The organism is Flavobacterium sp. LAR06, assembly GCF_041946075.1.
GTDB lineage: Bacteria > Bacteroidota > Bacteroidia > Flavobacteriales > Flavobacteriaceae > Flavobacterium.
This window is the reverse complement of the sequence record NZ_JAUTYT010000002.1, coordinates 130,984-156,122: the sequence shown is the minus strand read 5'-3', so window position 1 is coordinate 156,122 and position 25,139 is coordinate 130,984. Positions and strand designations below refer to the sequence as shown.

The window sequence follows — 25,139 nt, the reverse complement described above, 5'->3', positions numbered from 1 at the left end:
ACTGCTTGTAGCGCGAGAACGTTAGTTGCTATACACCTCAAAATCATGGAAAAATATCGTAATTTCATCGAATATTCAATTATAATGCATATGTCTAAAATCACTCTTTGTCAACAAGATGATTTAAACGAATCATTATTTCAAAGGGAATATAATGATGAATCACCATGTCATATTTATTTCATTATAACTAGACCAAGAATTACAATTGTACCTGAAAAATGTGAGTTTAAAGAATTAATCCGATTAACATTCAAAATACAAATTGGAAGTGAATTTCTAGAGCGAGAAATATTTTTAAATCATCCGCCAAACGAAAACCTTTCAAATGCAATCCTTAAATCAGAATATCCATTTTCAAAATTTCAAATTTTAAATAATGCTGAGGAAATCTTATCTGTTAAGAGCAGTGTTTATTACACAATGCATTTAACAGAACATCCTGATTTTTTAAATGCTGAATTATTGTATATTGGACAATCATATGGAAAAAGAGGAGAAAGAAATGCTGGAGATAGGCTAAATCAACATTCAACTCTTCAGAAAATTTATTCAGAAATAAGTCAAAAAAATCCAGATAAAGAAGTTTGGCTTAATCTATTAAGCTTTAAGAGAACAATGCATACTTCTTTTGATGGTTTAAGTGGGACAAGCATAAGACAAAAAAATGAAATTGAAAATGTTTCATCAGTTATGCGTAAATTCTCTAACAATGAACTTAATGAAAAAGAGATAATAAATTTTACAGAAGCTGCTTTAATAAAATATTTCAAACCAAAATATAATGTTCTCTACAAAGACATCTTTCCAAGTCTTGACCATAAATCATATAAAGAAGCAATCGAATTGGATATTAATAGTGTAGCTTTTGAAATGAATACAGATTGCATAAATTTAAAATTGTTTACAGAAACTGTAAAGCCAAACTTTTCAAATATGGTTAGTTATACTTTAAAATCAGTAGAAAATAGAAAAAATTTATTTGACATGTTTGATAATACATTAATTCCGCAAACATTTGGAAATATACAAATCCAATAAATGTAGAGCAATTAACACATGTCTTGCGCAATTTTCGAATTTAGTGGAGTTACCGTTTTTTATCGTATTTTCGTTTAGCCGAACACTCGTTTTTATAACTTGCAAATTCTCGAAGTACGAGAACCTTATCTGCTAGCTTAAAAAACGAAAAATTAAAATTCAACATTAATGGGTTCATATTCACATATTTCATTTGATGATTATCCAATATTTAGCGCTAAAAATTCCTACGTAAATGAAATTGTTGATAGTATCTTTTTACCAGAAGATTACGTTGAAGAAACAAGACTAAATAATTCAAGAAATAAAATTGTTTGGGGGAGAGATTTCGATAACGATAGTGAATATGTATTTAGAGGATTTAGTCAAACGGCAAAAATTTGCAAACAAAGATTAGAAATTTTTGGTAATTGTTTTTTAAGTGCGAAAAATGATTTTGACGAAGCTAAAATAGTTGCTAATGAAGAATATACTTATGATTTTCCAATCAATAAAGCCACTTATAAAAATTATTTATCAGAACTAAAATCAATTATACATAATAAGGAAAAAAATTATGACGATTTATATGGAAATCTAAGAGAAAGTTTGATAACTGGAGAACTTATGATAACTGGGCAATCTCTACAATCAGTGTTATATTCTATCTTAAGCGTTATAGATGAGAATTCTATAATCGAATATGATTTGAGTGAAGTTATTGCAAGCGGATGGGTAAATCAAGATTTTGTCAAAAAAATAAATATAGAAAAAATTATCGTTTTAGCCGAAGGAAAAACTGATACGGAATTTATCAGCAAATCATTATTGAAAATTTATCCACATCTATATCCATATTATCACTTTATGGATTTTGATGAATTCAAAGTTGAAAGCAATGCTTCTGCCCTAGTAAAATTGGTTACTGCATTTTCTGCATCAAACGTTAAGCATCCATTCATTGTATTGTTTGATAATGATACTACTGGTATAATGGAAATGAAAAGGTTACTTCAAATCAAATTACCTTTAAATATAAAAGTTTTAAAATTTCCTGATATCAAATCTGCGAAGCTATATCCAACAGTTGGTCCAACAGGCATAAAGAAAATGAATGTTAACGGATTAGCTTGTGGAATTGAAATGTATTTTGGAGAAGATACTTTATCAAAAAATGGTAAAAAAATCCCAATACATTGGAAATCTTATAATGAAAAGGAAAAACAATATCAAGGCGAGATTTATGAAAAAAACTATGTTCAAGAGCAATTTCGAGAAAAATTAAAATCTTCGATTGGGGACTTTACTGACATGAAATTAATTTTAGAAAAAGTATTTAATGCATTCAATTAAAAAGCCAGCAGGTAATACTATTATTGATTTGGGTAATTGACTCAGTGGTAAGTTGGTTTTGTATTTGTGATGATTTGGTAAATCCGAAGAATCAGCTTAACTTAGTCCCAAACCCACTGTTGTATCAAAACGTTGTGCTATAATTTAAAAAAATGACAGACAAAGAGCAATACATTAAAGATTTATTTGAAGATTTAAAATATAGTTTATCAAAATTTGACTCACAATCTTTGGCGATAAGTAGTGGTGCACTTGGTTTAGCCTTAACATTTATTAAAGAAATTGCTCCGTTTGCTCAATCAAAGTTTATATTATTTTTTTATATATCATTGGGGCTATTCATTATGACTTTAACACTTGGATTTATTGGGCATTACTTAAGTTTGAGGCAAATATCAAAATCAATTGAAAAAGTTGAACGAGACAAAATTTCAGAAATAAAACCAGATAAAGTAATTCCGAAATTAAACCTAATAATTGCAGTTTCTTTACCTCTAGGAATATTATTTTTGGTTTTATATTGTGTAATAAATATTGAATCTATTAGAAATAAAGGAGAGGAATCGTCAAAAAAAATAAACATTGAAAAAGAAAATCATAATGGAGAAAAAATTTCTATAGAAGGTTCCTTAAATGAATTTAAATATACTGATACTATTAATAAAAAAATAACTATAAAAATTAAATAATTATGAGTGAAGAATTAGACAGAGAACGTATAAACGAAATTTATAGACAAAAGTTAGGAAACTTAGAAAGAATAGAAGAAAAAGCTATGTTTTTAAGGCAACCACCAAGCTCTTTAACTCAAAGTAATACAACAAGTACTACCACTAACACAGGAGCAGAAAACCAAAATCAATCAAGCTCTACTGATAATAAAAAAGGCGAAAAATAAAAGCCATCATACTTCTAAAATGGAAATAAATCTATTTTGAAAAATACCTATTAAAAATATTAAGACTGCATTCAACGCATCATCAAAAAAGCCACTATTGATAGTAAATAGTGGCTTTTTTCTGTAAAACACTTGAGTAAATACAGGAGCATCTAGGTACGTAAGGGTGCATTTTTGCACCCTTAAATATTTTAAATCCCTTTATGAAGTCTCTTTTTCTTTTTTAGTTTAAACTGTTTGGAAACATAGTCATTTATCTTTTCCCCGCGGAGCAGTATATCTGCAAGATTTTCTTTTACAGACTCTTGCGATTCGATATTTTGAAAGTTTTCTAAAACCTCTGAATTGGACTTTTGGTATTTTTTTTCAATTGCAAGAATGTTCATTGCACAGCTTTCCTGAATTCCTTTTGCACTTGATTCTTTTCCAAGACTGCTTCCATTGACAACCGACTGTGTTTTAAAGTCTATAAAAGTAATTCCATAAAGTTTTCCCTCACTGCTTTTTCTTAAAATAGTATGAATGGCTTCATCTTTGAGCCTTTCGGATAATCTGTCGACAGAAGTAATTCTTTCATCAAAGAAAGCCTGTCTCAAAGCATTTCTGACATGGATTTTGCAGTATTGCTTCTTTGTTTCGTTTACCCTGAATTTCTCCTCCAGAAATTTTAAAGTAGGTCTGCTGTAGAATTCGCTGGCTTTTATAGGCACTCCAATCGGCTTTGAATTCTGGTCAAGTATCTTGTATAGCAGTCCTTTGTTTTTAAAAACTCTTGATTCTTCAGTTCCTCTGTCAGCATGGACATTATACAGGTTTAAAATCGCATTGAGTTCTGGCAGGCTTGAATATTTATAATCATATAAAACTTTGTTTAGAACTGAATTGATCGCCTTTCTGGACTCTGCTTTTCCATATTGGACTCTGCCAACGATTATCGGTTTTAAAGAGAAATCTTCTTTCTGTTCTCTTCCTTCTGCTTTTACCAGTCCGAAAAGTTCTTCAATTTCTTTTCTTGCAGGTTCTGATTTTTTAACGCCTATCAGATGCAGATCAATTCTTTTCCCATCTCTTTGAATGTTGTTTGTCACTATATGACAGTGTGGATGACCCGCATCATGATGCTGATAGACTAAATAGGGCTGTTTCCCAAAACCTATCTTCTCCATATAAGTGTCTGCAATTGCAATCAGTTTTTCTTTGGGATGGTTTTCCGAGGAATCAAAATTGAGCGATATGTGAACACTGTTCCGTTTTGCATTTTCATTCAATGAAGACAGTTTTAAAAAACGGTTCAGCTTATGGGTAAAGTTTAATTTCTCTAATTCAAGAGGATAGTTCACGGCACTGATGCACTCAGCCACTCCTTCTTTAACTTTATTTTCGTTATAGTTCAGAATGCTGTTTATCGAACGGCTGGTTTTTATGACTGCAACCATTGTTCCGATATTTTCTGGGTGTGATTGCTAATAACTTCTAATTTATTGAAGAGCACTTTTCTTTCCAGATCAAATAAAAAAAGCTGTGTCTTAAACTCAGGAATCATTTTCAGCGTATTTACTTTTCTGGCAATCTGGTTGATGTTGTTTCCAATTGCACGAAGTTCTGAAGATAGCACCACTGTTTCTTCCATTAAATCATCTAATGACTGATTGCGGTAAGTGCTTGTGATTGGTTTGCTGAATAAATGCCTGCGGATGTAGTCGCTCAGTTTTCTGCAGGTGCTTGCCTTGAACTGGCTTTCAATTTTTGCATACTCTTTCTCTGTCAGGCGCAGGGTTATCCTGCGTGATCTGTTTGAATTTTCTCTTTCCATCATTTTTCCTTTTCATTGTTTTAAAACTCTTTACTTTTAAGATTCTCCACCGCCGAGTTCCGAGGCAATGGGTGGCAAGATAAGCGGTTGTCAGACAACCGTACATCTTGCTGATTGCAGGAACGTGGCAATCTTTGGAGATTCTTAAAAGCGGCTTCTAATTTAGATAAAATATTTGAATGTATCATGCGCAAAATATGGTCATGATGGCTGTAGACTGTTACAATGTATAATTACTAAAAAAAGAAAAAGGGAAAAAAGAAAGCAGTCTGAAATTGGACAGTCAGACAGATGAAGTGCTATAAGTCCCGAAGGGCATTTTTTTCGGAACGAAGAAAAATGTTATGCGCACTTCTCTGGCTGTGTCCAATACCTTGCTTTGCTTTTTTTTCTTTTAGAAGTGGTTCTTGGAATTCTGAAGTTAAAGCAGTATCAAGTTATTTGATGAAGTATATATTAGTGTTATACTGTCATTTAACGGGTAGAAGAAGTAAATTCCAACACATAATTTTTAAATAATAACACTTCTAATTTGAATGAATTTTTAACTGCGCAAAAACATTGCGTACTATATGAAGAGCTTTGTTCAATAAATCAATTAAAATTAAAAAGATATGAGTGATTTTCTAGATTATAGAGTGATTAAACGTAAAATTGAAAGTGAAGTATGTACAGAGCATAATGTCAGTCCTGAATTTATAAAAACAGCGAAAGGATTTCAAATAAATTCCTGTTGCGAAGAATTTAAGAATAAATTAATTGAAAAATCAAAAAAACATATTGCTGAACAAACAAAGTCAGCCGTTGAGCAAATGATGAAAAAAGCTTTTAAAAGATAAATGATCAATAAATATTTACCGTGAAAAATTTATATATCTTTAATTTTTTCTCTGCCAAATATTTTGAATAAGCTAAACAAACAAATTTAGATGTTGCACTTTAACCAAACTAAAAAATGGAAAATAACTTTGATAAATTACAAAAAATTGCAGGAATTAATACGACTTTAAATCAGTTTGCTAAACTTGCTAACCCAATTCCAGAAAGTGTAAGACAAATGATTGAGATGCACAATAAATTTAAATCTACAATTCCTAGTTTCAACTTTCCTAAAATTGATTTTCAAATTATGCCGATTCCAAATTTTGTTTTGCCAAAAATTGAAATGCCAAATTTCGGCAATTTATTTAATGATGAATTTTTAGAAACATTAAAACAAATTTCTACTATTCCGGAAAGAATTAAAAATAATCCGGAATTACAATTTGGTTTTATTAGCGATTTAGAAATATTAAATTTAAGATCTGCCGCAGAATTCAAGGAATCGTTAGCATCTGATTTAACAGACGCTGATATTAAAGAAAAAGAAAAAATTTTGAATGATAATCTAATACCATATTTAGAAAATCATAACCTTGAAAACCTTTGGATTGGAGCTAGTCAAGTTCTTGAATCAGAAAACAATCCTGATAAATTAAGACAATGCTTAATTTCTTTGAGAACTATTCTAGAATATCTGATCGATGAAAAATTGGCGCCACTTGAAAAAATAAAAGATGCTGAGATGTTTAAAAGTAATTTTAAAAATTATCATTTAGGAAATGAAAATATAAAATCGGTAAAAATTAAGAGAGCAAAAAAAATAGAATATTTTACATCAAAATGTGAATATAGAACTCTTGAAGATTTTACAAAAAATGAAATTCAATATGTTTGTGATTGTTACTCTATTTTATGTAATGTTCATCAGCCTAATATTGGATTAACTGAAAATCAAGTTAGAAGCTTAAAAGTAAAGACAGGAATTACAATTTGGTTATTAGCTCATTTATATGATATTTTAGAGAAGTAAATACCTTCATCAGGAAATAAAAGGTTAATTTTTAAGACTACGCAAAAGATTGCATATGTCGTTATAGCTTTGAATTATAAATTTAATTGAAAAACAAATGACATACCAAGTCAGTGAACTTAGAATAAATCCAAATGTAGACTTTTATTCAGAACAATTTCGTACAAGAAAAATATTTGAAGCGTTGAAAGTTAAGGCGATTGCTAATGACTATCTCACGGAACATGAGAAAGAGTTTTTTTATGGTGGTGTGAAATATTCCTTATTAGATGATGGAAAGATTGAAGATTATGAATGCTGTGATAATCCTAAATTTAAGTTCATTTACTTAACTTACGCAAGAAATATTAATGGATTTAAGAAAAATAAAGTAACGAAACCGATTAGGAATTTTGAGTATGTGGTTAAAAAGAAAGAAATAAAACAAGATTTATATTATTTAACAAAGAAGGCAAGAGAATGGAAAAAGATTGTTAAAACCAATATTCATCAAGAAGCACTTCTTCAGCATTCTGTGAAAGAAACTAGGGAAGAATTAAAAGAGCTTAGAAAGTTGCCAAAATATAAAAATAATATTCAAGGTATCTATACGCCAAGCTATATTGCAAAAGAGAATGCTATACTTTTAAATTCAAAATGGTTGTACTGTGTAGCGCTTGAAATTTTTGAATCTTTGGACCCTTCAGATTTTATCTCACAGATAAATGTAATAAGAATAGAGTTTGATGAATATAGTTTAATACATATTATCAATAGACATTTTGCAAAAGTTCTAAAACAATTTGACACAAAAAAATCTTTTCACTATGATTTATTTAAACCACGTATATTAAGCACTCAAATAAAGGAGATAATAACTGTTATCGATAATTCTACTCTTTTAAAAGATAAAGCAATTGATAAAATTGCGTTTCAAATTGATGGAGTAGACTACATTATCTATACAAGTGAAAAAATGAGAGGAAATGAAATATATAGAAGACTTAATACATTTTTTCCAGTTGATAACATTAACGATAAAAATATTTTAATTGAAAATTATAATTTAGAAAGGTTAAGTGAAAGATTTTCAGTATATGTGCCATTATAAATAAAATATTTTTTTTTGATTTTAAAATAGTTTGAAAAGAACAGATGTAAAACATCATATCAATGATGCCATATTTATAAAAGGAATTAATATAGATTTTATGAAACCATTCGATAAAAAACAGCCTGAAATAAATGAAGAAAATAAACTTTTCTATGCTCAAATTGGACTTATTACTGTAAGATTCGCAGAACTAGAAAGTTTAATCTCACATATCATTGAAATGATAATTAATTCAGATGATAATATTATTGCGAGCACAATTATAGAAGGAAATACTTTATCTTCAAACCTTATACTGTTACTTAAAATCAATAGGTCACGTGGCTTTGAAGAAGAAACAATTCAAGCAATAATAAAGGAGATAGATAAGTCTAGGGTCTTGAGAAACTCGCTTGTCCATGGTGTTTGGAGCGAAGTTTTAGAGGATGATGGTAAACTGAAAATTGTTTGTTCCAATCATAAACACATTTATAAAAAAATATCTGATGGAAAAGAATGGCGAAGATACAGTGGAATTGAATTTACTAATGATGATTTACTAGTTGAAATTGAAAAAATAAATAAAATTTTAGTAAAACTCAAAGATTTATGGATAGCATTAAATGAAGATAATGTATTTTTATGAAAAGCTGTGCGAATTGCGTCTTATTTCGTATTAATCACATTTTTAAAACACAAAAAGAGACTGTAAAGTCTCTTTTTGTTTGAATTAATATATCTTTTATAAATGATTATTTATTGATTATTTTTTCAAGTCTATTCATCATTTCATCTTTTTCTTTCAGCATACGCTCAAATAAAGCAATCTTTTCTTCGTGAAGTTTTTTTAACTCTGCGATAGAATTGAAGTTAAATGTAGAGTTAGGATTTCCGACACAAGCATTATCCCCAAAAGTATTTGAAATAACATTTATAGCCTGCTCTTCATCAAAATTCTGAAAAGCTTCAACTGGAATTTTTAAAACTGCTGAGATTTGTCTAAGCAGATTATCTTCAATTACATCTTTCTGTTCCAGTATAGAAATTTTCTTCTGATTCCAGTCTTCTCCAAGATCATAAGCTAATGCTTCCTGCTTTATATTAAGCATTTCTCTGAAGCGTTTTACGTTTCTTCCCTGATGTATTTTCTGTTCCATAATGATTATCAATTTTCTGAAGGCTCAAAGATAAAGCCATGGGGATTAAAAAATCTGAATTTCAAAGATAAAAAAATATCCCGTAAAATATCCCTTTTGTCAGATATTATATCCATTTCTGGAATAGTTTATTCATTTGAAAGGCAGGAACTTCGCTTTTGAATTCTAAAAAATTAAGCTATGAAAAAGAATAAAATATCCTTTGGAACTAATTTTTGGTCGGCTTATGAGGCAGGAAATCCCTATGATGCACTTTATGCTTTTTTTGATTTCTCCCATCTTGACGAATATAAACAGATTTTAAGCGACGTGGCAATACACAGCTACAAGAAGACAATTTATAAGCAGGATAACCCATGCCATGTTTTTGTTGTTTATACTGCTTTAAGCTCATTTATCAAAGTCTGCCACTGTTTGAAAAGAAAAAGCAGGAAATGGCAGGTGGCGGGTTCAGGTGACTACACTTCAATAGTTCATCTTGCTTCTTTAAGTAAAGGAGAATATAAAAATCCTTTTAGAGTATTTCAAAATGCGTTCGAGCAGAGGTCATTGAAAGAGTTTGAATTCTTCCTCTGTGAAATCGTACATCTTTCATTATCTCCGCATGCAGTAGAATCAGATTATGATATGATAACTCCCTATGTGCATTTAATCAAAATGCTCGATGCAGGACAGCTCATTATGGAAAGAGGCATTGAAAAGATCAAAAAGGAGAAATAGTCTGTGGATATTTTATTCCCTATAGAATAATATTCTTTATGTAAACTTCAAAAACAAAATATTATGAAAACTTCAGAAAAACTTATTTTTCCACAACTCGAAAACGAGTATCTGGAAAATATGCTGAGACAGCTGGTGAATAATTACAACATCATCCAAATGTTTTTTACCAGAACGCAATCTTCGGCATTTTCAAAACTTATAATCAATATTGACAGCAGTATAGATGCTCAAAAGCATCAGAATAGTAAATGGGTAAGAAAAGTTAAAGAACGCTTTCAGATTGATGTATTATTTGTTTTCTCCTCAAAGCTTCGACATCATTATTCTCTAGGAGATCCATTTAAAGCGTATTACTGTCGTGAGTCTGCTGTTATTTATCAGAATTTTGAGTTTGGAAATTCTGTTTTTAAAACAATGGAATGGCAGAAATTCAAGAAGAGATTTAATGGGTTTGAAAACAATTTTCATCACGAGCACGACCTGTATAGATGTCAGATTAGAAATCTCATTTCAGAGGGTTCTTCCAACAGTGTTTATACTTCTTACTGCAGACTGATTGGATATGATCTTCAATGTCTGGAAGAATTTTATATAGGAAATAAGTCAGACTCTGCTGATCTGAATGAAAGAATAAATCAACTTATCCCATACATTCCAGTAATTCAGAAATACTTTGTTAAAGCTTCTAAAGGCGGGTATTATCTTATTGATCTTTTTGAGCAGGCAAAAGAAGCTTCCAGTGACGAGGAAGCGATGTATAGAAATGAAATGTTTGAGTCAGTGGAGAAAACCGAAGAAAATCTGTATAGTATTATTTGTGATAGATTTAGTGAGTTTAGAAAACTAATAAAGAAAGAGTATAGAGAAGAGCAGGAAGTTTTATGCAGTAATGAGTCTAAAGACAAAATTCTTGAAACAGCTGTTCAGACTATTTTGGAATCAGTAGAGCCAGAACAGATTTATCTTTTTAATCAGGTGGCAAGCCATGAAAAAACTACTTATTACCTTTTACTTGTCACAGATGGGATTGGAAATGAAAAATTGAAATTAATCGTTAACCGCTTAAAAAACAAGAAAGATGGTAACTCCGTTTTTGTACTGATCAGCCACAGCCGTCAGTGGATACAAAATAACCTTTATGAATACCAGAGCTTCTTTGAGAAAATAATAAAAGAAGAGCAACTGATTTATTCATCAAATGAATACCATCCAGAATTTCACTGGGAATCTCCCCACAAACCTTATCACGGTGATCTTCATCTTTATTATAAATCGGCAGAGAAAAGTTTCCTTCAGTTTTCTTTGATAGCCACTAATGCTGATGGCAATTACTGCGGGCTCACATCCATCTTCTCTCTTTTTTTCATGTCATTCTGCAGAACGTACGTTTTTGCAAAAACTTATTACATGCCTAATTATCTTCCAAGCCAAACTTTGTGGCAATTATGTATCTATGCAGATGCCGATATTAGGAAGTATAACTATTTAACAGAGCAGTTCTGGACTGACTTTTTTCCATTCTTGGATAGAAACAGGGCAGTATTTAATTGTTGGGACAGACTGAATGCTGAACAGTTAGATCAGATGACTGTAATAGTAGAGAAACTTATGAATGAACTGCGTATTGCAGTTGTCGAAAGCGGACTCTTGAAAAATTTTGAGCAGGACTGACTCAGGAAAATTAATTAAGAATAGATATCATGGAAACAGATGAAATTAAAAAACTGGAAAGAATTGGAGTATTAAGTGAAAGACTGTTTAATACTTTGAAACCAGCAGATGATAAAAGAGGAATGTATAATGCAGAGATCAGGATATATGATTATTACGAACTTGTTTCAATTATAAGAAACCTTATGAAGCTCTGTATAATCGCATTGGACAGGGACAGTGCAGAAGTTCCGCCTACGATTCTAAACCAGAATATTGATGTGGGACTTATATTGGGAATAGCGCTTCAGCTGTTTCCGATTGATGAATTTGAGCTTATAAACGAAATTAGCTATTTGTATAATGATATGAAAGAGGAAAGTAGAGAAGATTCCGAACAATGATTAGCATTTTTATGTACATATTATGTCCATGACAATCAGAGAAATTCCTATTAACTTTGTATGAATCTGAAATTTAGTTGAGTGATGATAAGTGAATTTTACTTATGAACCTCAATGGATTAGGTTTTATATTTGTACTATCCCCACCATATTTTGATAAGGATAAAATGAAAAAAGTGTTATAACTTTATAGCGATGAATGATTGTGGAACAAAAAAGACCGAGGCTCGGTCTTTTTTTAATGAAGAGGAATTTCAAATGGAGAAAGATGGAAGAGAAGAAAAAGGAAAAATGACGGCAGAAAAGACCAGAAAAATGCTGAAAGATGAAGGAGTGGAAGTAACGCTGGAACAGGCGGGAATGATTTTAGAATTTTTAAGAAAACTGGCAAACATGGCAGTTTCAAACTATTTAAAGAAAAAAGATGAGAAAAATAGCAGACCTATACGTGAGAGTGAGTACCGATGAGCAGGCAGACAGGGGCTACTCACAGAGGAATCAGGAAGAAATGCTTCGCAAATACTGTGATATAAATGCAGTTGAAGTGAGACATGTAATTTATGAAGACCATTCGGCAAAGACATTCAATCGTCCGCAGTGGAGAAAACTGCTTGCGGATCTAAAGAAGCATAAGAACAAAACCGATCTACTCCTGTTTACCAAATGGGACAGGTTCAGTAGAAATGCGGGAGATGCGTACCAGATGATCAGTATGCTCAGAAAATTGGGAGTTGAGCCTCAGGCGATAGAACAGCCTTTAGATCTTTCAATACCCGAGAATAAAATGATGCTCGCTTTTTATCTTGCTGCGCCCGAGGTGGAGAATGACCGAAGAGCGTTGAATACCTTTCACGGCATGAGGAGAGCGAGAAAAGAAGGAAGGTATATGGGGATCGCACCAATAGGGTATATTAACAGAGTAAAAGAAGATGGAACAAAATATATTGCATTTGACCAGCCAGAAGCTTCTATTTTAAAATGGTCTTTTGAAGAACTCTCCAAAGGAATATTTAATACGGAACAGGTGCTTCACATGGCAAAAGAAAAGGGTCTTAAAGCAGGCAAGAACCATTTTTGGAGAGCGATCCGCAACCCGCTTTACTGCGGTAAGATCGAAGTTCCTAAATATAAGGATGAGGAACGCACTTTAGTGAGAGGACAGCACGAAGCTTTAATTTCGGAAATGCTATTCTATAAAGTTCAGGATGTGCTTGACGGAAGATCCCGCAAATATCTTCCAAAAGCTCTTTCTGCCAAACCTTTTCCGCTGAGAGGTTTTTTCATCTGTCCCAACTGCGGAAAAATATTGACAGGGAGTATATCGAAAGGACGCCATAAATATTATCCTTACTACCATTGTAGTGCAGGTTGCAGATACAGGATAAATTCGGAAACAGCCAATGAGATATTTATACAAAATCTGAAAAAGTATATACCGATTCCTGAAATCAAAAATATCTATGCCAATGTCATAGGCGACTGTTATAAAGAACAGATTAAGGATGTGTTGGAGGAAAAAAATAAAATTATAAGCCAGATCAAAGATTATGAAATTAGAATCTCAAATGCAAGGGATCTTCTTGCAACAAAACAGATAGATACTTCAGATTACCGAGATATGAAATCAGATTACGGAGAGATGGTAAGAAGACTTGAACTTAAATTATCTGGTATCGATGATGAGAATAAAGATATCGAAGAGCTTTTAAAAACGGGAGTGGAGAACCTGATGAAGCTTAATGAATATTATGAAAACGGCAATTGGATTGAATCGAGAGATTTATTAGGTTCGATTTTTCCTGAGAATTTTACAATCTCTGAAAACGAGTTTCGAACCGCAAGAGTAAACGAAGTAGTACATCTCATCTACAGCATTAACAGGCTGATAGGGTTAAATAAAAAAGGGACAAAGAAGAAATTTTCTTCTTTGTCCCAATTAGTAGCGGGAACAGGACTCGAACCTGTGACCTTCGGGTTATGAGCCCGACGAGCTGCCTACTGCTCTATCCCGCGATGTTTCGGGTGCAAAGATACGCCGTTTTTTGAGAAATCCAACGAAAACTTTAAAAAATGTTTTATTTTCTGTATTGAGTTGATATGACTACCTTTGCACAATAAATAATATGCAAATGTCACATAAAGCAGGTTTTGTAAACATCATCGGGAATCCAAACGTTGGGAAATCAACATTGATGAACGCCTTTGTTGGAGAAAGATTATCGATCATTACATCAAAAGCACAAACAACCCGTCACCGTATTCTTGGAATCGTGAACGGCGAAGATTTTCAACTTATATTATCAGATACCCCAGGAATCATCAAACCGGCTTATGAAATGCAGGAGTCGATGATGAACTTCGTAAAATCGGCTTTTGAAGATGCTGATATATTGGTTTACATGGTCGAAATAGGGGAGCAGGACTTAAAAGACGAAGCTTTCTTTAATAAAATTATCCACGCTAAAATTCCGGTTTTGCTATTGTTGAATAAAATTGATAACTCAAATCAGGAACAATTAGAGGAGCAAGTAGCGTTTTGGACGGCAAAAGTGCCTAATGCTGAAATTTTCCCAATCTCGGCTTTACAGAATTTTAATGTACCGGAAGTTTTCAGCAGAATAATTTCTTTATTGCCAGAATCTCCGGCCTATTATCCTAAAGATCAATTAACAGACAAACCAGAACGTTTTTTCGTAAACGAAACAATCCGTGAGAAAATCTTGTTGAATTACAGCAAAGAGATTCCGTATGCTGTTGAAATCGTTACGGAAGAATTCTTCGAGGATGAAAAAATTATCAGAATCCGTTCCATCATTATGGTAGAACGCGAAACACAAAAAGGAATTATCATCGGACATAAAGGTGCAGCTCTTAAAAAAGTAGGGACCGATGCTCGTGCTGATTTAGAGAAGTTCTTCGGAAAACAAATTCACATTGAACTAGTTGTTAAAGTGAACAAAAACTGGAGAAGTAACGCGAATATGCTAAAACGATTTGGATATAATCAATAGAGTTTTTTGTTTCAAGTTTCATGTTTCAAGTTTGAAGTGCGAAATTGGAACTTTTAAATTGTTTCAGGTTGAAGGTTTCAAGTTTAAAATGAGAAATTATAACCGAAAAATTCTTGATACCTTGAACCCCTAGCCCCGATGGGACGCAAAAGATTGGAAGGAACAGCGGTAAATAGCTCCTGAAAAAACTCCTCAAAATAACAGGAAAAATAATAAAAATCTTAGGTACTTAGAAACTTAGCATCTCAGCAACTTTTTTTAACTACCTTTGCAAAAAATTAAAATAAAGCATTTTGGATTTATAAGTGATTGATTATGGGATACTAATAATCAAAAATATAAAGTCTAAAATCAAAAATTCAAAAAAATGAATAACATTGTTGCGATAGTAGGAAGACCTAATGTAGGGAAATCAACCCTTTTTAATAGGCTGATACAAAGAAGAGAAGCTATTGTAGATTCGGTTTCTGGAGTTACCAGAGACAGAAACTACGGTAAAAGCGAGTGGAACGGAAAAGAGTTTTCTGTAATTGATACCGGCGGATATGTTCGCGGATCTGATGACGTATTTGAAGGAGAAATCCGTAAACAAGTGGAGCTTGCTATCGACGAGGCTGATGTTATTATTTTTGTTGTTGATGTAGAAGAAGGAATTACGCCAATGGATGATGTTGTTGCGCGCTTATTGCGTAAAGTGACTAAACCAGTTTTATTGGCTGTAAATAAAGTAGATAACGCAATGCGTGAGAAAGATGCGCTTGAGTTTTATAATCTTGGTTTAGGAGAATATTTCACATTTGCGAGTATTTCTGGAAGTGGAACTGGAGATTTATTAGATGCTTTAATCGAATCTTTCCCAGTAAAACCAGAGCCAGTTCAGGAAGAAGTGGTTTTACCTCGTTTTGCTGTTGTAGGTCGTCCAAATGCTGGTAAATCAAGTTTTATCAATGCATTAATTGGTAAAGAGCGTTTCATGGTAACAGATATTGCTGGTACTACACGTGATGCAATTGATACAAAATTTGACCGTTTTGGTTTTGAATTTAATTTAGTTGATACTGCGGGAATTCGTCGTAAAGCTAAAGTGAAGGAAGATTTAGAATTTTATTCTGTAATGCGTTCGGTTCGTGCGATTGAACATGCAGATATTTGTATATTGGTTATCGATGCTACCCGTGGATTTGAAGGTCAGGATCAGAGTATTTTCTGGTTGGCTGAGAAAAACCGTAAAGGTGTTGTAATCTTAGTGAACAAATGGGATTTGGTTGAAAAAGATACCATGTCAACTCGTGATTACGAAGAGAAAATCAAAAAAGAATTAATGCCTTTTACTGATGTGCCAATTTTGTTCGTTTCGGCTTTAACGAAACAACGTTTATTGAAAGCATTGGAAGCTACGGTTCAGGTTTTCGAAAATAGAAAACAAAGAATCGCAACTTCAAAATTCAACGAATATATGTTGAAAGTAATTGAAGCTTACCCGCCGCCAGCGACAAAAGGTAAATATGTGAAAATTAAATATTGTATGCAGTTGCCAACTTTAACACCTCAGTTTGTGTTTTTTGCTAACATGCCGCAATACGTTAAGGAACCCTATAAAAGATACCTTGAAAATAAAATTAGAGAAAACTGGGACTTCGCAGGAGTGCCAATCGACATTTATATCAGAGAAAAATAATACTCAAATCCCCGCTACAACGGGGATTTTTTTATATATTGTCGTAATTGTGAACAAATTGTGTTTCATTTTGTTGGCATATTTTTGAATAAATGTAAAAACTACAACTTAAACCTTTTATGTTTTTTGTAGTCTTATTATTCTAACTAACCAATTTTATGATCAGGATTTGTTCATTATTACTGTTTTTTCTTTTTTGTTTCACCGCAAATGCCCAGAATGATATTATCATTAAAGGGACGGTGGTTGACATCAATACACAACTACCTCTCGAACTTGCAACTGTTTATTTTACAACTGTAAAAGATTCTACTATAATAGAATACGCTACGACAGATAAAAATGGTATTTTTAGAATAAACACCAAAAAGTACGACAAACCTGTTTTGCTAAAAATAAATTACATGGGCTATCAGCCTTTTATCGAAGAGCAGAAAGGACTTTTAGAAAGTAAGGATTTAGGAAAGCTATACGTTCTTGAAAATGTAAATGCACTAGATAATGTGGTAATTAAAAGTGCTGCTCCACCCATTACAATGAAAAAAGATACGTTGGAGTTTAATGCAGCTTCATACAAAGTACGTCCGGATTCTAATGTTGAGACTTTATTAAAACAATTGCCAGGAGTAGATATAGATAATGACGGAAAAGTGACCGTAAATGGACGGGAAGTAACGCAGTTTTTAGTCAATGGAAAAACATTTTTTGATAAAGATGGCGCTCTGCTTTTGAAAAATCTACCTGCAGACATTATAAAAAAGATTCAGGTTTCCGACTTTAAATCAAAGAAAGAAGAACTCGCTAAACAGGAATCGACTTCAGATTATTCGTCAATTAACCTGACTATTGATGAGAAGAAAAACAAAGGATACTTCGGAAAAATATTAGGAGGCTACGGCTCTGATGATCGGTACGAAAGTAGTTTGCTTATGAATTTCTTCAATAACAAACGAAAGATAAGTGTTTTAGGGTCATCCAATAATATAAATTCAACCGGATTCGCTCAGGATGAAGTCTTCGATAACATGGGAGGCGGAAGGAATAATAGCGGCAAAAATAGCGGTTCTACGGGCAACGGAAAAGGAATTACACAATCTAATTTGTTTGGTATCAATTATACCGATGATTGGAGTGAAAAGCTGGCGGCTATGGGAAGCTACAATTTTTCTAATACCATTAATAAAAACGAAAGCAAGGCCAACCAGCTTAGTTTTTTGCCAACAGGGAATATTATTACCGAATCTGATGCAAAAACAAGAAACGAAAATACAGGCAACAAAGCCAATTTTGAATTAGAATATAAAATAGATCCGACTACAAGGCTTGTTGTGGCTCCAAAATTAAACCAATCGAGATCTAATAGTGATTCTTCTTCCTCTACTTCTTCCGTAGATGAGAATGGTAATGCTTTGAATGAAAGTACAGCTAAATCGTATAATGAAAGCACCAATACAAGTTTTGCAAATACAATCAATTTTAATAAAGTGTTTAAGAAAAAAAATCGCAATCTAAGTTTTGTTTTTGATAACAATAATTCAAAGACGGATTCTGATGGTTGGAATCAATCGGAGACTATTTTTTATCAGGATAGTAAACCGGATGATTTAAGAAATCAGAATACCAAGAACAATAATTCAAGTGATTCTTATTCGGCAGATATTGAATATACAGAGCCTATTACAGATTCGTTACGTATAAGATTTGGATCTGATTTTGATTGGAAGAATGAAGCTAAAGATCAAAGAACTTTTGATTTTGATGCCGCTACACAATCCTTTTCTGATTTGAATGAATCATTGACTACCTATACAACTTCCAGACAAAATTCAGTTAGTCCGAAGGTTGGGGTTACTTTGCAAAAGAACAAATTCACAGTAAATCTGGATTCTAAAACCTCTTTGGTTCAATTTGATAACTACTCTTTGTATTTAGGTAAAGAGACGGAATTAAATAAAAAATATGCTTTGCCTTTTGCAACGGCCCAGTTTCGATATAAATTCAGCCGATCAAAAAACCTGACTTTAAAATACGATTTTTCGAGTACGCTTCCTGCTGCCAATTATTTAATGCCGGTTGCGAATTTAAGTAATCCGCTGAACTCTATTATCGGAAATCCAAATCTAGATCCAATTGAGAAAAATACGGTGAATTTTAATTTCAGAAATTTCGATTTTAGAACACGTTCTGGCTATAGTTTTATGGCAAAAGGGGATTATTACAGCAATGATATTTACGCGACATCTGTTTATGACGATAGTGGTAAACGAACAACATCATACATTAATATATCGGGAACTTATACGATTTCGGTTGGTGGTAACTGGAGTCAGTCTATAAAGAGAGATGCACATGTTTTAAGATATGGCCTTGGACTTAATAGCAGTTACTCATTTGATAAAGGATTTACCAATGCTGTAATGTACACTGCAAAATCTACTGCCGTAACTCCAAGAGTCTATCTGACCTATGAATATGGAGAAGTGCTTACCATTTCACCATCTTACAGTTTGTCTTATAATGAAACAAAATATGAAAATTACAACAGAGATGCAAGTTCAAATGTATTGCATAGAATCAATTTGCAAACAACATCGTATTGGCCCGCGAATTTGATTTTTGGAAATGATTTTGGATATACCTACAATTCTAATATTTCAGGCGATTTCAAAAAAGATTTCTTTTTGTGGAATACTAGTTTGTCATATGGCTTTTTTGATAAAAAAGTTTATGCAAAAGTGAAAGTCTATGATGTATTAAATCAGAATCAAAGCGCGACCAGAACGATTTCTGCAACCTCTATTCGTGATGAAGAAAATACGGTTCTAAAAAGATATGTAATGTTCTCTTTAGCGTATAAAATCGGAAATTTTTCTGGCAAAGAAAAAGGACAAAAGAGAAGAGGAGGAGAGCGTGAAAGAGAAGAATAGATTTTTATATTGGAATTTATTTATTTGTTTTACGATCAATTCTGTGATAAACGGTAAAGCGAATAATATCACGATCATAAAAATCAACACCAGTAGCGCGCCTCTGAAAACTTTTCAGATACCCTAATTCCAAACCGATATTGGGATTGAAATGATAACGTAAAGCAGCATAAAGTCGGTTTTGATCGAAACTATTTCGCTTATTGTCTTTTCCGAAATTAAGCAGGATTTCATCAGAAATAGTGCCTTTTAAACTTCGTTTTTCTTTTTTCCAAAGATCAAAAGTCGATTGTAATCGGTATCTAAATCGGAAAGAAAAAGAAAAATCATCCAATAATTCCGTTTTGGTTGCTTTCTGAATAAAACGTTCTTCCAACTGAAAACGGTTATGAAACGTAATTTTTGCAATATCATTTATTAATGTAATGTCTTGTTGTCCACGATATTCCGGAACCGAAAAATCAGGATCAAAATGCGGATCTTGTGTATTAACATTAAAAAAGGCAAATCCTCCGCCTAAATCGACTAATTTAGTTGCTCTGTATCTTCCCTGAACTCTGATCACAAATAAATTTTCATGAATAGGATTTAAAAAACTTCGGTTGTCAAATTCAGAATGTAAAGCCCATTTCTCAGTTAAAGATAAAATATTGTAATACCGAATCCAGGTCAGCGTTTGCTGATCGATATTGCGTTTGGTTTGCGCAATTCCGACTTGACTTAAAAAACCGACAAAAAGAAATATTCTGAGAATTTTCATTTATATAAATTCAGGCTGCGAATATATACAAATCAAAATGTATTTCAGGAAGATTAAAATGGGTTTAAAATGCTTTTTTGTGATTATAAAAAACGAGGTAAGTTTTTAAGCTTGCCTCGTTTTGTATTTATAGTTTAATTAATTTCTTATAATGAATATTTCAATGTAACTCCATAAGTTCTTTGATCTCCAATTACTCCGGCATATTGTCCTGTGTTTCCTCCGGCAGGCAATAATTGTTCGTAATAATCTTTGTTGAATAAATTACGTCCCCAGAAGTGAACTGATAATCCCTGAGAAGCACGGAAACCTAAACGAGCATTGAAAATCGCATAACCTGATACTACTAAATATTTTGAAGCAGAAGGGCTAGATGAGAATTCAGAACGAGCATACGAATCAAGTGCCAAGAAAATCTTTCCGGCATTACCAAAGAATCTTGCATTATCAGAAAGCTCACCACCTAAAGATCCTGCCCATCTTGATACACCAGGCAAATCTGTTCCTGAAACATCTTTATAAGCTACCTGAACTCCTCCAACAGTAGTTCCTGTTTCTTCTAAAGGAAGTGGTGCATTTGTAAATTTCACATAAGTACCTTCAGTATAAGTTGCAGCACCATTAATTGTCAGGTGTTGATTCACTACAAAACTTGCGTCTAGTTCAGCACCTCTTACACGTACTTTATCTGCGTTAGCAAGATAACCACGGTTAACACCTAATTCAGCTGCCTGAACGTTTGTTTGGTAATCTTTAATTTCTGTATTAAATAAAGCCACGTTCAATATTGAATTTCTGAAAGGAGAAGTTTTCACACCAACTTCATAATGATTTACTTTTTCAGGTTTGATAACCGCAAGATCGGTTAAAGGCTGTCCTTTTGAATCTGTTGGCAATCCGGCAACATTCACACCAACTGGCTTGTAGCTTTTCGCATAAGTTGCATAAGCATTAATTTTGTCAGATGCTTTATAAGTTAAAGTTATGTTTCCTGAAAAGTCAGTATTGTCAGTACTAGAATCAAATGCCTGATCTGAGTACACTGATTTTTTCAAAGCTAATAATGCTGGATCGGTTGTTTGTAGACCTCCGTATGTTGTACGGGCATAATGTGCGTCTTTTTTGTCGAAATTGTATCTTAAACCTGGTAAAACGTGAAAGCGCTCTGTAATAGCCCAGTCTAACTGACCAAATACTGCTGCACTCGATGCTCTGATGTTTGCATCTGTTTTGATGCCGTATCCTTCAAAAAGACCCGGAGTTTTCCATAAAGGGCTCGTTGAACTTTGAGCAAATCTCCATTGTGCATTACCAGATTCTTCTGTACCATCTGTCTGAGAAGTTTGATCGATGAAAAATACACCTGCAACTCCACTGATTTTTGATGTTAGCTGACCAGCATAACGAATTTCCTGAGTAATTTGTGTTTGTCTTGTTGGATTTTGTGATTTCGCTAAAACTTGTAATCCTGTAAAATCTCTGTCATTTGATGGATCCCAGTTCCAAAAACGCCAAGCAGTTGTTGAAGTAAGTGTACCACCACCAATTTTGGTGTCAATATTAAGTGAAATACCTCCCATATCCTGATTTGAACGCCATGGTGTATCGTGATCGATTTTACGATCAAATGCATTTAAACTTGGCAATTGATAATTTAAATCTTTTATAATCGCATCAAACTGACGGTAAGCGGCTCTTTGAGTAGGGGCAACACCTGCAATAACCTGTGCATATCCGTCAGGACGCTGTGTTGTTATATCGGCTGCTAATATAATATTAGTATTTACTGTTGGAGTCCAAAGCAATTGACCTCTAATTCCCTGATTGTTTAATGTATTAGTTGGTCTTCCTGTAACTACATTGTCAATTAAACCATCACGTTGTGTACCAGAAAAAGAGATACGTCCTGCCACTTTTTTACCTAAAGCTCCTGTTACAGATGCCTTAGCCTGCAAAAAGTTGTAATTTCCATAACTTACTTCAAAGTCAGCACCAGTAGTGAAACTTGGTTTACGGGTTGTGATGTTAAAAGCTCCTGAAGTTGTGTTTTTACCAAATAAGGATCCTTGTGGTCCACGTAATACTTCGATTTGTTCTACATCAATAAAGTCTAGAGTTGTAGCAGCCGGACGAGCGTAATAAACACCATCAACATAGAAACCAACTCCCGGATCGATTCCGTCATTTGTTAACCCGAATGGAGAACCAAGGCTACGAATATTAATTCCTGTATTTCTTGGGTTTGATGAATATAACTGAACAGAAGGAACTAATTCTTTAATACGATTCACGTTAAAGGCACCAGTTTGTTCTGCTTGTTTTCCTGTTATAACAGAGATCGCAATCGGCACATCCTGAACTTTTTCGATTCTACGTCTTGAAGAAACCACAACTTCTACAAGTTCATTTTCTTCTTTTAAAGTGACTAATAATGGAGTTGCTGGTATCGCATCCAATTCTATTTCTGTAGTTTTATAACCAACGTATTGGACTAATATTGTTACGGGAAGTTTTCCTTTGGTATCGATTGAAAATTTTCCACTTGGATCGGTACTGGTACTGAAAGTTGTTCCTTTAATAACAACGTTAACTGCTTCTAATGGGATGTTTTCTGATGTTGTTACTACACCTTCAATATTTTGTGCGTATGACGTGGTAAAGGCTAGTAGTAAAAAGATACTTGTAAGTGATATTTTATATAGATTTTTCATTTTTATATTAAGTATATGTAATTAGTAGAATTTAAATTAAAAAAAAACTTTTTACCAACACATACACATCATAAATGAATTGTTTTTCACACTTGTGAATGGACTATAATTACTTTGCAAAAGATTTTTTGTTACACCTGATTTACTGGAATGTACTTTCATGGGTTAAAAATTTGTAAATGATTTGTTAATTATTTTTGGCAAATATATACAAATTCTATTAAATCGATAGGGTTAAGAGAATATTTTTTTATTTCTTTACCAATGAGGCGATTGTAATGCCTTCCATTGCCTTCAAAGTTTTGTCTCTAATAAGAAGTAAACCGTGACGCAGACTGCATTCCGACTCGGTTTTGCAATCAGAACAAGGTTCGTAGAAATTTAAAGAAGCACAAGGTAAAAGTGCAATTGCACCGTCAAATAAACGGTGAATTTCAGCCAAAGTAATGTCGTTTTTAGATTTTATCAGATAATAACCGCCAAATTTTCCTTGCTTACTACTTACAAAACGTCCTCGTTTTAGATCCAATAAAATTTGTTCTAAAAACTTTTTAGGAATGTTAGCGCCATCAGCAATTTCTATCGTTCTGGAAATGTGATTTTCGTCTTGTTCTGCTAGATAAAGTAAGGCCTTAAGGGCGTATTTTGCTTTATGTGATAACATCTATCTTTAGTTATGAATTATAAATTGTGAATTAGGAGTTTTAAAACTGAAAACGGATTTCAGCATAAAACTTGAACTTAAACTTGAAACAAAATAAACTTGAAACAAAAGACTCTACCAGCCTCCGCTAGAACCTCCGCCTGAGAATCCGCCTCCGCCAAATCCTCCACCGAAGCCACCGCCTCCGCCGCCAAAACCACCACCGGATGATCCTCCGCCGAAACCGCCAAATCCTCCACCGCTTCTTCCAAGATTACTTAGAATAATAACGTCAAGAAGGCTAGGGCCGCCACCGCCGTTGTTGCCAGAATTTCCTCCACCGCCTCTTTTGTTTCGAGACAGTAAAATTAATACAATTACAACAATAACAATGAAAGGTAATATTGGAAAACTTTTTCCTTTGGATTGTTGTTTTCTTTCGCCTTTGAATTTTCCTTTAAAAACATCAATTATAGCATCAGTTCCTTTGTCAAGACCGTTGTAAAAACTTCCTGCTTTGAACTCCGGAATAATAATATTTCTAATTATAGTTCCGCCAATTCCAGCCGTTAAACGATCTTCAACTCCGTATCCCGGATTAATGGCAATTTTTTTCTCATTTTTCGCCAATAAAATTACAACACCGTTATCGTCTTTTGCCGTTCCTCCAATTCCCCAGGTTTGTCCCCATTTTGTAGCCAGTTGGCTTACGTCTTCGCCTTTTAAACTTTCGATAGTAATAATTACAATCTGAGTTGTAGTGGAATCTGAATAGCGAACTAGTTTTTCTTCTAATTGTGCTTTTTCAGTAGAACTTAAAATGTTGGCATAATCATAAACCGAAGTCTGAAAACTTGGTTTTTCCGGAATTGTAAACTGCGCAAAAATACAATTGGTGGTAAAAAGGGCTATTAATAGAAAGGATAATGTAAAAATTCCTTTTGACTTAGATATTTTGTTTTTGGAAATTTTCATTATTTATCCTTTTGAGATTTCGTTAGATAATTCGTTAGTGTCTTCTTCAGACCACGGAAAGTATTTTTTCAATTGTTCACCGGCGTTTAAAATCCCGTCAACAATTCCTTGCTTAAAGTTTCCTGCTTTAAATTGTACTGTCATTGCGTCTTTGGTACAATCCCAAAAATCATCAGCAACAGCATCGTTGATGCCTTTATCGCCACAAATAGCAAAGGTTTTATCTTCAACAGCAAAATAAAATAAAACACCATTTTGTAATTGGGTTTCATCCATTTTCAATTCATGAAAAAGTTCTAAAGCTCTATCAAGAGGAGCTTTAGAGCTTGTTTTTTCTATATGTACTCTAATTTCGCCAGAAGTATTTTTTTCGGCCACGCGAATGGCTTCAACAATTATTTGTTCATCTTCTTTGGATAAAAAATCTTCTACTTGTGACATTGAAATTATTTTAGATATTAGATGTTAGATTTTAGATTCCCGACTAAACTG

General features: G+C 33.1%; 24 protein-coding genes and 1 tRNA gene. 16 read left to right on the top strand and 9 right to left on the bottom strand.

Translation table 11 applies throughout. The features are described from left to right. The first annotated feature begins 45 nt into the window (after nt 1-45). The 4 genes from Q7C23_RS03910 (at nt 46) to Q7C23_RS03895 (ending at nt 3,271) form a co-directional block, all read left to right on the top strand. Nucleotides 46-1,041, top strand: coding sequence for a hypothetical protein (locus Q7C23_RS03910; protein WP_375031267.1), 996 nt, complete (start codon nt 46-48; stop codon nt 1,039-1,041). A 168-nt stretch (nt 1,042-1,209) separates the two neighbouring features. Beyond that, complete coding sequence (locus Q7C23_RS03905; RefSeq protein WP_375031266.1) at nt 1,210-2,373, top strand: hypothetical protein; 1,164 nt, start codon at nt 1,210-1,212, stop codon at nt 2,371-2,373. 152 nt (nt 2,374-2,525) lie between these two features. Further along, nucleotides 2,526-3,062: a hypothetical protein gene (locus Q7C23_RS03900; protein ID WP_375031265.1), complete on the top strand. Its 537-nt coding sequence runs from the start codon at nt 2,526-2,528 to the stop codon at nt 3,060-3,062. Between the two features lie 2 nt (nt 3,063-3,064). Next, complete coding sequence (locus Q7C23_RS03895; RefSeq protein ID WP_375031264.1) at nt 3,065-3,271, top strand: hypothetical protein; 207 nt, start codon at nt 3,065-3,067, stop codon at nt 3,269-3,271. Between the two features lie 191 nt (nt 3,272-3,462). On the opposite strand, the gene Q7C23_RS03890 is transcribed toward Q7C23_RS03895, so the two are convergent. Then, nucleotides 3,463-4,707, bottom strand: a complete 1,245-nt coding sequence (locus Q7C23_RS03890; RefSeq protein WP_375031263.1) for a relaxase/mobilization nuclease domain-containing protein — start codon at nt 4,705-4,707, stop codon at nt 3,463-3,465. Further along, nucleotides 4,692-5,087: a plasmid mobilization relaxosome protein MobC gene (gene mobC / locus Q7C23_RS03885; protein WP_375031262.1), complete on the bottom strand. Its 396-nt coding sequence runs from the start codon at nt 5,085-5,087 to the stop codon at nt 4,692-4,694. Before mobC ends, Q7C23_RS03890 begins: the two co-directional genes overlap by 16 nt. A gap of 611 nt (nt 5,088-5,698) precedes the next feature. On the opposite strand from mobC, the gene Q7C23_RS03880 reads away from it, so the two are divergent. From Q7C23_RS03880 to Q7C23_RS03865, 4 genes are all read left to right on the top strand, one after another. Continuing rightward, on the top strand, nt 5,699-5,923 hold the full coding sequence (locus tag Q7C23_RS03880; protein WP_375031261.1) for a hypothetical protein: 225 nt from the start codon (nt 5,699-5,701) through the stop codon (nt 5,921-5,923). Nucleotides 5,924-6,039: 116 nt separating this feature from the next. Beyond that, nucleotides 6,040-6,936: a hypothetical protein gene (locus tag Q7C23_RS03875; protein ID WP_375031260.1), complete on the top strand. Its 897-nt coding sequence runs from the start codon at nt 6,040-6,042 to the stop codon at nt 6,934-6,936. 97 nt (nt 6,937-7,033) lie between these two features. Beyond that, a complete protein-coding gene (locus tag Q7C23_RS03870; protein WP_375031259.1) occupies nt 7,034-8,026 on the top strand; it encodes a hypothetical protein in 993 nt (330 codons plus the stop codon). Nucleotides 8,027-8,057: 31 nt separating this feature from the next. Further along, nucleotides 8,058-8,654 carry a hypothetical protein gene (locus Q7C23_RS03865; RefSeq protein ID WP_375031258.1) on the top strand — a complete coding sequence of 199 codons (597 nt, stop codon included), beginning with the start codon at nt 8,058-8,060 and terminating at the stop codon, nt 8,652-8,654. Between the two features lie 106 nt (nt 8,655-8,760). On the opposite strand, the gene Q7C23_RS03860 is transcribed toward Q7C23_RS03865, so the two are convergent. After that, nucleotides 8,761-9,165: an XRE family transcriptional regulator gene (locus Q7C23_RS03860; RefSeq protein ID WP_375031257.1), complete on the bottom strand. Its 405-nt coding sequence runs from the start codon at nt 9,163-9,165 to the stop codon at nt 8,761-8,763. Between the two features lie 180 nt (nt 9,166-9,345). Here Q7C23_RS03860 and Q7C23_RS03855 point away from each other — a divergent pair, with 180 nt between their 5' ends. From Q7C23_RS03855 to Q7C23_RS03835, 5 genes are all read left to right on the top strand, one after another. Continuing rightward, nucleotides 9,346-9,885 (top strand): hypothetical protein, encoded by a 540-nt coding sequence (locus tag Q7C23_RS03855; protein ID WP_375031256.1) that lies wholly within the window; start codon nt 9,346-9,348, stop codon nt 9,883-9,885. 63 nt (nt 9,886-9,948) lie between these two features. After that, entirely contained in the window at nt 9,949-11,559 is a 1,611-nt protein-coding gene (locus Q7C23_RS03850; RefSeq protein ID WP_375031255.1) for a hypothetical protein, read from the top strand. A 29-nt stretch (nt 11,560-11,588) separates the two neighbouring features. Continuing rightward, on the top strand, nt 11,589-11,942 hold the full coding sequence (locus tag Q7C23_RS03845; RefSeq protein ID WP_375031254.1) for a hypothetical protein: 354 nt from the start codon (nt 11,589-11,591) through the stop codon (nt 11,940-11,942). Between the two features lie 195 nt (nt 11,943-12,137). After that, on the top strand, nt 12,138-12,410 hold the full coding sequence (locus tag Q7C23_RS03840) for a hypothetical protein (RefSeq protein WP_375031253.1): 273 nt from the start codon (nt 12,138-12,140) through the stop codon (nt 12,408-12,410). Beyond that, the gene (locus tag Q7C23_RS03835; protein WP_375031472.1) at nt 12,367-13,923 is read left to right on the top strand and encodes a recombinase family protein; all 1,557 of its coding nucleotides are present in this window, start codon (nt 12,367-12,369) and stop codon (nt 13,921-13,923) included. Before Q7C23_RS03840 ends, Q7C23_RS03835 begins: the two co-directional genes overlap by 44 nt. Here the strand turns inward: Q7C23_RS03835 and Q7C23_RS03830 are convergent. Continuing rightward, nucleotides 13,883-13,955, bottom strand: a tRNA-Met gene (locus Q7C23_RS03830). The two genes, Q7C23_RS03835 and Q7C23_RS03830, sit on opposite strands and share 41 nt — an antisense overlap. 116 nt (nt 13,956-14,071) lie before the next feature. Between Q7C23_RS03830 and era the strand changes: the two genes are divergently transcribed. The 3 genes from era (at nt 14,072) to Q7C23_RS03815 (ending at nt 19,558) form a co-directional block, all read left to right on the top strand. Then, nucleotides 14,072-14,953, top strand: a complete 882-nt coding sequence (era, locus tag Q7C23_RS03825; protein WP_026985744.1) for a GTPase Era — start codon at nt 14,072-14,074, stop codon at nt 14,951-14,953. 367 nt (nt 14,954-15,320) lie between these two features. Beyond that, nucleotides 15,321-16,631 (top strand): ribosome biogenesis GTPase Der, encoded by a 1,311-nt coding sequence (der, locus tag Q7C23_RS03820; protein ID WP_026985745.1) that lies wholly within the window; start codon nt 15,321-15,323, stop codon nt 16,629-16,631. Between the two features lie 158 nt (nt 16,632-16,789). Next, nucleotides 16,790-19,558 carry an outer membrane beta-barrel protein gene (locus tag Q7C23_RS03815; protein ID WP_375031252.1) on the top strand — a complete coding sequence of 923 codons (2,769 nt, stop codon included), beginning with the start codon at nt 16,790-16,792 and terminating at the stop codon, nt 19,556-19,558. A 16-nt stretch (nt 19,559-19,574) separates the two neighbouring features. Here the strand turns inward: Q7C23_RS03815 and Q7C23_RS03810 are convergent, their stop codons facing one another. The 5 genes from Q7C23_RS03810 to Q7C23_RS03790 form a co-directional block, all read right to left on the bottom strand. Continuing rightward, nucleotides 19,575-20,318 carry a DUF2490 domain-containing protein gene (locus tag Q7C23_RS03810; protein WP_375031251.1) on the bottom strand — a complete coding sequence of 248 codons (744 nt, stop codon included), beginning with the start codon at nt 20,316-20,318 and terminating at the stop codon, nt 19,575-19,577. A gap of 146 nt (nt 20,319-20,464) precedes the next feature. Then, entirely contained in the window at nt 20,465-23,029 is a 2,565-nt protein-coding gene (locus Q7C23_RS03805) for a TonB-dependent receptor (RefSeq protein ID WP_375031250.1), read from the bottom strand. Between the two features lie 250 nt (nt 23,030-23,279). Beyond that, nucleotides 23,280-23,693 (bottom strand): Rrf2 family transcriptional regulator, encoded by a 414-nt coding sequence (locus Q7C23_RS03800; RefSeq protein WP_072975146.1) that lies wholly within the window; start codon nt 23,691-23,693, stop codon nt 23,280-23,282. A 114-nt stretch (nt 23,694-23,807) separates the two neighbouring features. Beyond that, nucleotides 23,808-24,647, bottom strand: a complete 840-nt coding sequence (locus tag Q7C23_RS03795; RefSeq protein ID WP_375031249.1) for a TPM domain-containing protein — start codon at nt 24,645-24,647, stop codon at nt 23,808-23,810. Nucleotides 24,648-24,650: 3 nt separating this feature from the next. Further along, nucleotides 24,651-25,088, bottom strand: coding sequence for a TPM domain-containing protein (locus Q7C23_RS03790; RefSeq protein ID WP_375031248.1), 438 nt, complete (start codon nt 25,086-25,088; stop codon nt 24,651-24,653). Nucleotides 25,089-25,139: the final 51 nt, after the last annotated feature.

Bases quoted from the DNA above. Each gene is read 5' to 3' on its own strand.
- Q7C23_RS03910 (WP_375031267.1), top strand. From the start codon at position 46: ATGGAAAAATATCGTAATTTCATCGAATATTCAATTATAATGCATATG.
- Q7C23_RS03905 (WP_375031266.1), top strand. From the start codon at position 1,210: ATGGGTTCATATTCACATATTTCATTTGATGATTATCCAATATTTAGC.
- Q7C23_RS03900 (WP_375031265.1), top strand. From the start codon at position 2,526: ATGACAGACAAAGAGCAATACATTAAAGATTTATTTGAAGATTTAAAA.
- Q7C23_RS03895 (WP_375031264.1), top strand. From the start codon at position 3,065: ATGAGTGAAGAATTAGACAGAGAACGTATAAACGAAATTTATAGACAA.
- Q7C23_RS03890 (WP_375031263.1), bottom strand. From the start codon at position 4,707: ATGGTTGCAGTCATAAAAACCAGCCGTTCGATAAACAGCATTCTGAAC.
- mobC (WP_375031262.1), bottom strand. From the start codon at position 5,087: ATGATGGAAAGAGAAAATTCAAACAGATCACGCAGGATAACCCTGCGC.
- Q7C23_RS03880 (WP_375031261.1), top strand. From the start codon at position 5,699: ATGAGTGATTTTCTAGATTATAGAGTGATTAAACGTAAAATTGAAAGT.
- Q7C23_RS03875 (WP_375031260.1), top strand. From the start codon at position 6,040: ATGGAAAATAACTTTGATAAATTACAAAAAATTGCAGGAATTAATACG.
- Q7C23_RS03870 (WP_375031259.1), top strand. From the start codon at position 7,034: ATGACATACCAAGTCAGTGAACTTAGAATAAATCCAAATGTAGACTTT.
- Q7C23_RS03860 (WP_375031257.1), bottom strand. From the start codon at position 9,165: ATGGAACAGAAAATACATCAGGGAAGAAACGTAAAACGCTTCAGAGAA.
- Q7C23_RS03855 (WP_375031256.1), top strand. From the start codon at position 9,346: ATGAAAAAGAATAAAATATCCTTTGGAACTAATTTTTGGTCGGCTTAT.
- Q7C23_RS03850 (WP_375031255.1), top strand. From the start codon at position 9,949: ATGAAAACTTCAGAAAAACTTATTTTTCCACAACTCGAAAACGAGTAT.
- Q7C23_RS03845 (WP_375031254.1), top strand. From the start codon at position 11,589: ATGGAAACAGATGAAATTAAAAAACTGGAAAGAATTGGAGTATTAAGT.
- Q7C23_RS03840 (WP_375031253.1), top strand. From the start codon at position 12,138: ATGAATGATTGTGGAACAAAAAAGACCGAGGCTCGGTCTTTTTTTAAT.
- Q7C23_RS03835 (WP_375031472.1), top strand. From the start codon at position 12,367: ATGAGAAAAATAGCAGACCTATACGTGAGAGTGAGTACCGATGAGCAG.
- era (WP_026985744.1), top strand. From the start codon at position 14,072: ATGTCACATAAAGCAGGTTTTGTAAACATCATCGGGAATCCAAACGTT.
- der (WP_026985745.1), top strand. From the start codon at position 15,321: ATGAATAACATTGTTGCGATAGTAGGAAGACCTAATGTAGGGAAATCA.
- Q7C23_RS03815 (WP_375031252.1), top strand. From the start codon at position 16,790: ATGATCAGGATTTGTTCATTATTACTGTTTTTTCTTTTTTGTTTCACC.
- Q7C23_RS03810 (WP_375031251.1), bottom strand. From the start codon at position 20,318: ATGAAAATTCTCAGAATATTTCTTTTTGTCGGTTTTTTAAGTCAAGTC.
- Q7C23_RS03805 (WP_375031250.1), bottom strand. From the start codon at position 23,029: ATGAAAAATCTATATAAAATATCACTTACAAGTATCTTTTTACTACTA.
- Q7C23_RS03800 (WP_072975146.1), bottom strand. From the start codon at position 23,693: ATGTTATCACATAAAGCAAAATACGCCCTTAAGGCCTTACTTTATCTA.
- Q7C23_RS03795 (WP_375031249.1), bottom strand. From the start codon at position 24,647: ATGAAAATTTCCAAAAACAAAATATCTAAGTCAAAAGGAATTTTTACA.
- Q7C23_RS03790 (WP_375031248.1), bottom strand. From the start codon at position 25,088: ATGTCACAAGTAGAAGATTTTTTATCCAAAGAAGATGAACAAATAATT.